This is a genomic window from Candidatus Agathobaculum pullicola (genome assembly GCF_052117205.1).
Taxonomy (GTDB): Bacteria; Bacillota; Clostridia; order Oscillospirales; family Butyricicoccaceae; genus Agathobaculum; species Agathobaculum pullicola.
Genome location: NZ_JBQKJP010000017.1, coordinates 44,740 through 52,844 on the forward strand (window position 1 = coordinate 44,740; position 8,105 = coordinate 52,844).

Here is an 8,105-nt window from a genome sequence, read left to right on the forward strand (position 1 = left end):
AATGGGAGGATTTTTCGGCGTAGTCTCCAAGCAGGACTGCGTGCTGGATATTTTCTTCGGCGTGGACTATCATTCACATCTGGGTACGCGCCGCGGCGGCATGATCCTGTACGATAAGGAGCGCGGCTTTCAGCGCCAGATCCACAGCATCGAAAACACCCCTTTCCGCACGAAATTTGAAAAAGACCTGCCGGACTTTTCCGGTTGCAGCGGCATTGGCTGCATCAGCGACACCGACCCGCAGCCTCTGCTTGTGCGCTCCCATCTCGGTCTATATGCGCTGACGACAGTTGGCATCATCAACAACGCGGAGGAACTGGTTTCCCGGTATTTTTCCGATCATGGCCATCAGTTCATGGCAATGAGCTCGGGCAAGGTCAACTCCACCGAGCTGGCGGCGGCACTCATCAACCAGAAGGGAGATCTGGTTTCCGGAATCCTGCATGCGCAGGAGTTGATTGACGGTTCGCTGACCGTTCTGGTGCTCACGCCGGACGGCATCATTGCCGCGCGCGACCGTCTGGGTCGGCTGCCGGTGCTGATAGGTCGAAATGAGGATGGCAGCTGCATTTCATTTGAATCCTTTGCGTATCACAAACTCGGCTATGAGGACGCTTATGAGCTTGGGCCGCGCGAAATTGTCAAGGTGACCGAGGAAGGTTTTCAAACGCTCTCGCCTGCGGGCGAAGAGATGAAAATTTGTTCCTTCCTGTGGACGTATTACGGTTACCCCAATTCCAACTATGAAGGCGTCAATGTTGAGGTGATGCGTTACCGCAATGGCGCTATTATGGCGCAGGACGACCAGAAGCGCGGTCTTGCGGGAGATGTGGACTATATTGCAGGTGTACCGGATTCCGGTGTGCCGCACGCAATCGGCTATGCCAACGAATGTGGCAAGCCGTTTGCCCGCCCGTTTGTCAAGTATACCCCCACGTGGCCGCGCTCGTTCATGCCGACCAACCAGAAGGTCCGCAATCAGGTTGCTAAGATGAAGCAGATTCCGGTTCCCGAACTGATCGAAGGCAAAAAGCTGCTGTTTGTGGATGATTCCATTGTGCGCGGTACACAGCTGCGTGAGACAGTCGAGTTCCTGTATGAGTCAGGTGCCAAGGAAGTGCACATGCGCTCGGCCTGTCCGCCGATTATGTACGGCTGCAAGTATCTGAACTTCTCCTCCTCCAATTCCGAGATGGAGCTGCTTGCCCGCCGTATCGTGCAGGAGCTGGAAGGCGACGAAGGGGAGAAACATCTGGAGGAATATGCGGACGCCAATACCGAGCGCGGTCAGTGTATGCTGAAAACCATCTGTGAGAAGTTCGGTTTCAGCTCGCTGGGGTATCAGTCGCTTGACGGCCTTTTGGAGGCCATCGGGCTGGACCGCGACAAGGTTTGTACCTATTGCTGGAACGGCAAGGAATAAGCCGTTTCGCTGAAATAAAGACGAAGGAGTATTACTATGAGTGAGAGCCGTTCTGAAAGCTACAAGGCAGCCGGTGTAGACGTTACCGCCGGTTACGAGGCGGTCAAGCTGATGAAGCCGATGGTTGAATCGACCTTTACGAAGGGCGTGATGGGCACGCTCGGCGGCTTCGGCGGCCTGTTCCGTCCGGACTTTAAGGGCATGGCTGATCCCATTCTGGTTTCCGGCACGGACGGCGTGGGCACCAAGCTCAAGTTGGCCTTTTTGATGGATAAGCACGACACGGTCGGCATCGACTGCGTGGCGATGTGCGTCAATGACATCGCTTGCTGCGGTGCGCAGCCGCTGTTTTTCCTGGATTACATCGCGGTCGGTAAGAATCACCCGGCTAAGATTGCGCAGATGGTCTCCGGCATCGCGGAGGGCTGCCGTCAGGCAGGCTGCGCGCTAATCGGCGGCGAGACCGCCGAAATGCCCGGCTTTTATCCGGAAGATGAGTACGATATGGCAGGCTTCTCGGTCGGTATGGTCGATAAGGAAAAGATGATCGACGGCACGAACATTCGTCCGGGCGACGCGCTGATCGGCGTTGCCTCCTCGGGCGTACATTCCAACGGCTATTCGCTGGTACGCAAGACGCTAGGCATCAACGAAAAGTCCGTGCGCCGCTATATTGACGAGTTCGGCAAGACGCTGGGCGAAGAGCTGCTGACTCCGACCAAAATTTACGTCAAGGCAATTCAGGGCCTCATGGGTAAGGTCGAGGTTAAGGGCATCAGCCACATCACAGGCGGCGGCTTCTATGAGAACGTGCCGCGTATGCTGCCGGACGGCATCTGTGCCAAAATCGAAAAGAGCGCGATGCCGGTGCCGCCGGTGTTTGACCTGATTGCAAAGACCGGCAAGATTCCGGAGCGCGATATGTACAACACCTTTAACATGGGCGCGGGTCTGGTGCTCGCTGTGGCGGCAGAGGATGCGTCCCGTGCGGTGGCTGCGATTTCGGCCGCAGGCGAGAAGGCATACATCATCGGTGAGTGTGTGGCTGGTGAAAAAGGCGTCGTGCTCGAGTAAAAGAGTGGAGAATCAGTTATGATAAACATCGCAGTTTTGGTTTCGGGCGGCGGCACGAATCTTCAGGCACTGATTGACGCGCAGGCCGCAGGTCAGATCGAAAACGGCCGTATCCGGCTGGTGATTTCCTCCAATCCGGACGCATTTGCGCTGGAACGTGCGGCAAAGGCGTCCATTCCGTCCGCTGTGCTGCGCCGCCGCGACTTTGACAGTGCGGAGGACTACGGCGCGGCACTGACTGCGCTGCTGGAGGAATACGAGATTGGTCTGATCGTGCTCGCGGGCTTTATGACCGTGCTGCCGGACAGCTTTTGCAGCCGCTATGAAAACCGTATCATCAACGTACATCCGTCGCTGATTCCATCCTTTTGCGGAGCGGGTTTTTACGGCCTGCGCGTGCATGAGGCTGCCCTTGCCAAAGGGGTTAAGGTGACCGGTGCAACCGTGCATTTTGTCTCAGAAGTGGTGGATGGCGGCGCAATCATTGCGCAAAAAGCGGTTGAAGTGGAGGAAGGCGATACGCCGGAGACGCTGCAGAAGCGCGTGATGCGTCAGGCCGAGTGGATTCTGCTGCCGCAGGCTGTCAGCGATTTCTGTGCGGGAAGACTTCACGTACACGGCGCATGGGTCGCCAGAAAATAAGGAGGAAGGAAAGCGTTATGAGCAAGAATGTGTTCGATATCAGCAATGAGCTGATAAGCAATGCCTATCCGGGACGCGGCATCATTTTTGGCCGCACACAGGATAATAAGCAGAACGTAGTGGCCTATTTTATCATGGGCCGTTCGGAGAACAGCCGCAACCGTGTATTTGTGAAGACCGATGACGGCATCCGGACCGAGGCTTACGACCCGTCCAAGATGACCGATCCCTCGCTCATCATTTATCATCCGGTGCGTCAGTGCGGCGGCAAACTGGTTGTCACCAACGGCGATCAGACCGATACGATTTGTGAATATCTCAAAGCAGGGAAAAGCTATATCGATGCGCTGCGTACCCGTCAGTTTGAGCCGGACGCTCCCAACTATACTTCGCGCATCTCGGGCGTCGTCAACGAGGACGGTTCCTACAGCCTGTCCATCCTCAAGAATTTCACGTCCGACCGTACCTCCAACAAGCGCTTTTTCTATGAATATGACAAGCCGGTGCCGGGTCTGGGGCATTTTATTCACACCTATCAGTGCGACGGTGACCCACTGCCGCCGTTCCGCGGTGAGCCAAAGTGCATTCGGATTGAAAAACCGATAGAGCAATTCACCGAAATGCTCTGGTCGAGCATGAACGAGCAGAACAAGGTCGCTCTGTTTGTGCGCTATATCGATCTGGAAACCGGCGCATACCGTCAGGAGATCCGCAACAAGCACGAGGAGGGCAAGGACGCATGAAAGAGCTGGCACTCAAATACGGCTGCAACCCTAATCAGAAGCCCGCGCGCATCTTTATGACCGAGGGCGAGCTGCCTATCGAAGTATTAAACGGTAAGCCGGGCTATATCAACTTTTGTGACGCATTTAATTCATGGCAGTTGGTAAAAGCGCTCAAAAAAGCGACCGGTATGCCGGCGGCGGCGTCCTTCAAGCATGTGTCGCCTGCGGGCGCAGCGCTGGGAAAGCCGCTGACCGAGGTCGAGAAGCAGATGTACTTCGTCGAGGCCGACCATGAGCTGTCGCCCGTCGCATGTGCCTATATCCGCGCGCGCGGCGCGGACCGCCTGTGCTCCTACGGCGACTGGGCGGCGCTCTCCGACGTGTGCGACGCGGATACTGCATCCTACCTCGCGCATGAGGTGTCTGACGGCATCATCGCGCCGGGTTACACGGATGAGGCGCTCAAAATTCTGAAAACCAAGCGTAAAGGCAGCTATAATGTGGTTCAGATCGATCCGGACTATGTGCCCAAGCCGATCGAGCAGCGCGATATTTTCGGTATCCGTTTCGAGCAAGGCTATAACGATTATGAGATCAGCGAAGCGCTGCTGAACAATATCGTCACCGATAACAAAGAGCTGCCCGAGAGCGCTAAGCACGACATGATCCTGTCGCTCATTACGCTCAAGTACACCCAGTCCAACTCGGTTTGTTATGTCAAGGACGGCATGACCATTGGTGTCGGCGCAGGCCAGCAAAGCCGTATCCATTGCACGCGGCTGGCAGGCAACAAGGCGGACAACTGGTTCCTGCGGCAGCACCCCAAGGTGCTCGGCCTGCAGTTTGTGGATGGCATCCGCCGTCCCGACCGTGACAATGCGATTGACGTATACATTTCGGATGAGTACGAGGATGTGCTGGCGGATGGTGTCTGGCAGAATACCTTTAAGGTCAAGCCTGAGGCGCTCACGGCTGAGGAAAAGAAGGCATGGATTGCGAAGAACACGGGCGTGACCGTTGGTTCGGATGCGTTCTTCCCGTTTGGCGACAATGTCGAGCGTGCGCGTAAGTCAGGCGTGCAGTATATCGTGCAGCCGGGCGGATCGATTCGGGATGACAACGTCATTGAGACGGCGAACAAATATGGTATTGTCATGGCGTTTACCGGCATGCGCCTGTTCCACCATTGAGTCGAGAAAACGCTGCATCTGCGGCAAATTGGATACTGGCAGCATTGATTGTGCAGGTCGCAGCCGCGGCCTGCGTCGGCATGGCGGGCGCATGGACCGGGGCGGCGCTCATGGCATTGTGCTATCTGATGAACGCATGGGCCGCGTGGCGGCTGCGCTGCCTCTTGGCGCTGAGCGCGGCGCTCATCGGCTGCGTGCTGACTTTGCTGCTGCCCAACGGCACTCATCCCGACTGGATTGGCAATATTCTGGTCAACCTGTTGTTTTTGGCGATGTATCTGCCCATGCAGAGCGGTTTTGACCGGAAATTTCGCGCCTTGGATGCGTCCGCGCAGACGCTTCGGCTGGGGCGGACATGGTCGATGACCACGCTTATCCAGCGCGGCGCGTCTATGATGGGCTTTTTGCCGTTGTTTGCCGGGCAGGCGGAGCTGTCGGCTGCGCAGGGGGCGTACACCACGCTGTTTACCTTGCAGATTACGTTGGAAATGATTGCGCTGCTTGCGGCAATCGTGTCCTATATCTGGATGGTGCGCTATTTGTGGCGCGCCAGAATACTGCTGAAAGCGCAGGTGGAAGAATGAAGCTAATTCGCGGCTATTATGCCTATCTTGCCATCGCCGGTGGACTGTTGCTCGGTCTGGTATTGCAGAACAACTGGATGCTGCAGATTGTGGCCTATGCGCTGATTTCTGCGGGCGCACTGTCTTTGCAGCAGGTATCGCGCTGGTTTTTGCGCGCAAGCATTACAGCTGATGTGTGTATCGGCTTTGAAGTCGTCTGCGGGCCGGCTGTGGTGCCGCCGGGATTGTTTCGCATGGTGCTGGAATATGCTTCGCTTGTGCCGCTGCTGATGGTCGGCTGCATGTTGCTGATGGCGTTTATGGCGCAGATGCGGGACGCAGGGCGCGGAACAGGCATCGAATGGGTGATTTTTGTTGTATGGAGCGCGGGATTCATCCTGACGCTGCTCATGGCGCCCGGCTGGCTCAACGACATGGCGCTGTCGCTGACCATGACCGCAGTCAATACCCTGACGGTGCTGGGATACATTGCGCTGCTGGCAGACACATTCCGCGCGCAGAAAGAATACATCCGTACGGAGGGAGAAAAACCATGAAAGTACTGGTTATCGGCGGCGGCGGGCGAGAGCACGCCATCGTTCATACACTGAAGAAAAGCCCCAAGGTCGACCATATCTGGTGCGCCCCGGGCAACGGCGGCATCGCGCAGGAAGCAGAGTGCGTGGACATTCAGGCAACTGATATTAACGGCGTGGTGGCCTTTGCCAAGGAGCACAAGCCCGACCTTGTGATGGTCGCGCCGGACGATCCGCTGGCACTCGGTATGGTGGACGCGCTCGAGGAAGCGGGTATCCGTGCCTTTGGCCCGCGTAAGAATGCGGCTGTGATTGAGGGCTCCAAGTCCTTTGCCAAGGAGCTGATGAAGAAATACGGTATTCCAACCGCAGGCTATGCCGTGTTTGAGGATTCGGCGGCAGCGATTGCGTATATCAAGGAGCAGGGCGCGCCGATTGTCGTTAAGGCAGACGGTCTGGCGCTCGGCAAGGGTGTCACGGTCGCTATGACCGAGGATGAGGCTGTTGCAGCGGTTAAAGATGCAATCGACGGCGGCGCGTTTGGCGGCGCGGGTGTGCGCGTCGTCATTGAAGAGTTCTTAACCGGCCCGGAGGTTTCCGTGCTGGCGTTTGTGGACGGCAAGCATCTCAAGACCATGCCGTCCGCGCAAGATCATAAGCGTGCCTACGACCATGATGAGGGGCCGAATACAGGCGGCATGGGCGCGTTCTCGCCCTCGCGGTTCTACACCGAGGATGTGGCTGACACCTGTATGGAGACGATTTTTAAGCCCACGGTCAAAGCGATGGCGGCGGAAGGCCGCCCCTTTAAAGGCGTACTGTACTTTGGTCTGATGCTGACCCCCAAGGGCCCCAAGGTGATTGAGTACAACGCGCGCTTTGGTGACCCGGAGACGCAGGCGGTACTGTCCCGGCTGGAAACCGATCTGTTTGATATTTTCAACGCTGTTATCGACGAAAAACTGGACGAAATCGACATCCAGTGGTCGGATAACGCGGCTTGCTGCGTATGTATGGCATCGGGCGGCTATCCAAAGGCTTACGAGAAGGGCAAGGTCATCACCGGTTTGGATGATGTGACCGATTCGTTTGTGTTTCATGCAGGCACAGCGGTTAAGGGCGGTGCATTTGTCACCAGCGGCGGCCGTGTGCTTGGCGTGACCGCGACAGCCCCCACACTGGATGAGGCAATCGTCAAAGCATATGCGGACGTCAAGAAGATTCATTTTGAAAAAGCGCATTACCGTACGGATATTGGAGTGAAAAAGGGATGAAGATAGAACAACAGGAACAGATTCTTGCCTGCATGGCTGATGTTTTGAACCAGAACGGCTTTCGCGCCGAGGTGATGCGTCAGGAAGGCGCGCCCACGCTGCTGCGCTGTGAGGCGATGCGGCAGGGAAAGGTTGCCAAGGACGTTGTGATTGAGACGTGCTTTATCCCGCTTCAGCTTCCGAGCGAGGATAGCGGGTTGCTGCAATTTTTCGTCACGCTGTTTCAGGGTGCACCGGATACCAATGCAAACCAGCTGCGCCGCGCATGTGCATATTGCAACGACTTTTGCGCGTTGGGTGCGTTCGGCTTGTATGAGCAAGCGGGGCAGATTTACCTCAAGCATAATACGCTGCTCGACGGTTCACTGGAGCTGGAAAAGATCATTCCCTTTGTGGCGGACAACATTTCTGTGTTGCTCGCAGCGGTTGGGCGGTTTATTGATGGATTGGCGCAGATCGCTTACGCGGATATGACGCTCGACACGGTAATCGATCAGGAGCTGTTCCCGAAAATGGGCTAAAGGATTGCAAAGTGCGCTTTGCAATCGGAAAACAAAAAAGGCCGCGTTAGCGGCGGTGAATTAGGAAAACAGCAAAGTAAGGAATGGTATAGTCAAACGGCTATACCATTCTTTTCTGTTTTAGCAGTTTTTGTTTTGGTCATTGCGTGTTCAAAAT

The 8,105-nt window shown here is 56.2% G+C and carries 9 protein-coding genes; all 9 read left to right on the plus strand.

What is annotated here, in order from left to right; all coding sequences use genetic code 11:
- Position 1: 1 nt before the first annotated feature.
- Genes ACTQ3V_RS07795 through ACTQ3V_RS07835 form a run of 9 tightly spaced genes read left to right on the plus strand, consistent with a single transcriptional unit; the run spans position 2 to position 7,948 of the window.
- Complete coding sequence (locus tag ACTQ3V_RS07795; RefSeq protein ID WP_441467029.1) at positions 2–1,423, plus strand: amidophosphoribosyltransferase; 1,422 nt, start codon at positions 2–4, stop codon at positions 1,421–1,423.
- Positions 1,424–1,459: 36 nt separating this feature from the next.
- Positions 1,460–2,497, plus strand: coding sequence for a phosphoribosylformylglycinamidine cyclo-ligase (gene purM, locus ACTQ3V_RS07800; protein WP_441467030.1), 1,038 nt, complete (start codon positions 1,460–1,462; stop codon positions 2,495–2,497).
- 18 nt (positions 2,498–2,515) lie between these two features.
- On the plus strand, positions 2,516–3,139 hold the full coding sequence (gene purN / locus ACTQ3V_RS07805) for a phosphoribosylglycinamide formyltransferase (protein ID WP_441467031.1): 624 nt from the start codon (positions 2,516–2,518) through the stop codon (positions 3,137–3,139).
- Positions 3,140–3,156: 17 nt separating this feature from the next.
- Complete coding sequence (locus ACTQ3V_RS07810) at positions 3,157–3,882, plus strand: IMP cyclohydrolase (RefSeq protein WP_441467032.1); 726 nt, start codon at positions 3,157–3,159, stop codon at positions 3,880–3,882.
- A complete protein-coding gene (locus ACTQ3V_RS07815; RefSeq protein ID WP_441467033.1) occupies positions 3,879–5,054 on the plus strand; it encodes a phosphoribosylaminoimidazolecarboxamide formyltransferase in 1,176 nt (391 codons plus the stop codon). The genes ACTQ3V_RS07810 and ACTQ3V_RS07815 overlap by 4 nt, the downstream gene beginning before the upstream one ends.
- Positions 5,051–5,638 carry a hypothetical protein gene (locus ACTQ3V_RS07820; RefSeq protein ID WP_441467034.1) on the plus strand — a complete coding sequence of 196 codons (588 nt, stop codon included), beginning with the start codon at positions 5,051–5,053 and terminating at the stop codon, positions 5,636–5,638. The genes ACTQ3V_RS07815 and ACTQ3V_RS07820 overlap by 4 nt, the downstream gene beginning before the upstream one ends.
- Positions 5,635–6,174, plus strand: a complete 540-nt coding sequence (locus ACTQ3V_RS07825; RefSeq protein WP_441467035.1) for a hypothetical protein — start codon at positions 5,635–5,637, stop codon at positions 6,172–6,174. The genes ACTQ3V_RS07820 and ACTQ3V_RS07825 overlap by 4 nt, the downstream gene beginning before the upstream one ends.
- Positions 6,171–7,427: a phosphoribosylamine--glycine ligase gene (gene purD / locus ACTQ3V_RS07830; RefSeq protein ID WP_441467036.1), complete on the plus strand. Its 1,257-nt coding sequence runs from the start codon at positions 6,171–6,173 to the stop codon at positions 7,425–7,427. The genes ACTQ3V_RS07825 and purD overlap by 4 nt, the downstream gene beginning before the upstream one ends.
- A complete protein-coding gene (locus ACTQ3V_RS07835; RefSeq protein WP_441467037.1) occupies positions 7,424–7,948 on the plus strand; it encodes a type III secretion system chaperone family protein in 525 nt (174 codons plus the stop codon). Before purD ends, ACTQ3V_RS07835 begins: the two co-directional genes overlap by 4 nt.
- The last annotated feature ends 157 nt before the right edge of the window (positions 7,949–8,105 follow it).

What these genes read in the sequence shown, in the direction of transcription:
- ACTQ3V_RS07795 (WP_441467029.1), top strand. Translation starts at nt 2, where the DNA reads ATGGGAGGATTTTTCGGCGTAGTCTCCAAGCAGGACTGCGTGCTGGAT.
- purM (WP_441467030.1), top strand. Translation starts at nt 1,460, where the DNA reads ATGAGTGAGAGCCGTTCTGAAAGCTACAAGGCAGCCGGTGTAGACGTT.
- purN (WP_441467031.1), top strand. Translation starts at nt 2,516, where the DNA reads ATGATAAACATCGCAGTTTTGGTTTCGGGCGGCGGCACGAATCTTCAG.
- ACTQ3V_RS07810 (WP_441467032.1), top strand. Translation starts at nt 3,157, where the DNA reads ATGAGCAAGAATGTGTTCGATATCAGCAATGAGCTGATAAGCAATGCC.
- ACTQ3V_RS07815 (WP_441467033.1), top strand. Translation starts at nt 3,879, where the DNA reads ATGAAAGAGCTGGCACTCAAATACGGCTGCAACCCTAATCAGAAGCCC.
- ACTQ3V_RS07825 (WP_441467035.1), top strand. Translation starts at nt 5,635, where the DNA reads ATGAAGCTAATTCGCGGCTATTATGCCTATCTTGCCATCGCCGGTGGA.
- purD (WP_441467036.1), top strand. Translation starts at nt 6,171, where the DNA reads ATGAAAGTACTGGTTATCGGCGGCGGCGGGCGAGAGCACGCCATCGTT.
- ACTQ3V_RS07835 (WP_441467037.1), top strand. Translation starts at nt 7,424, where the DNA reads ATGAAGATAGAACAACAGGAACAGATTCTTGCCTGCATGGCTGATGTT.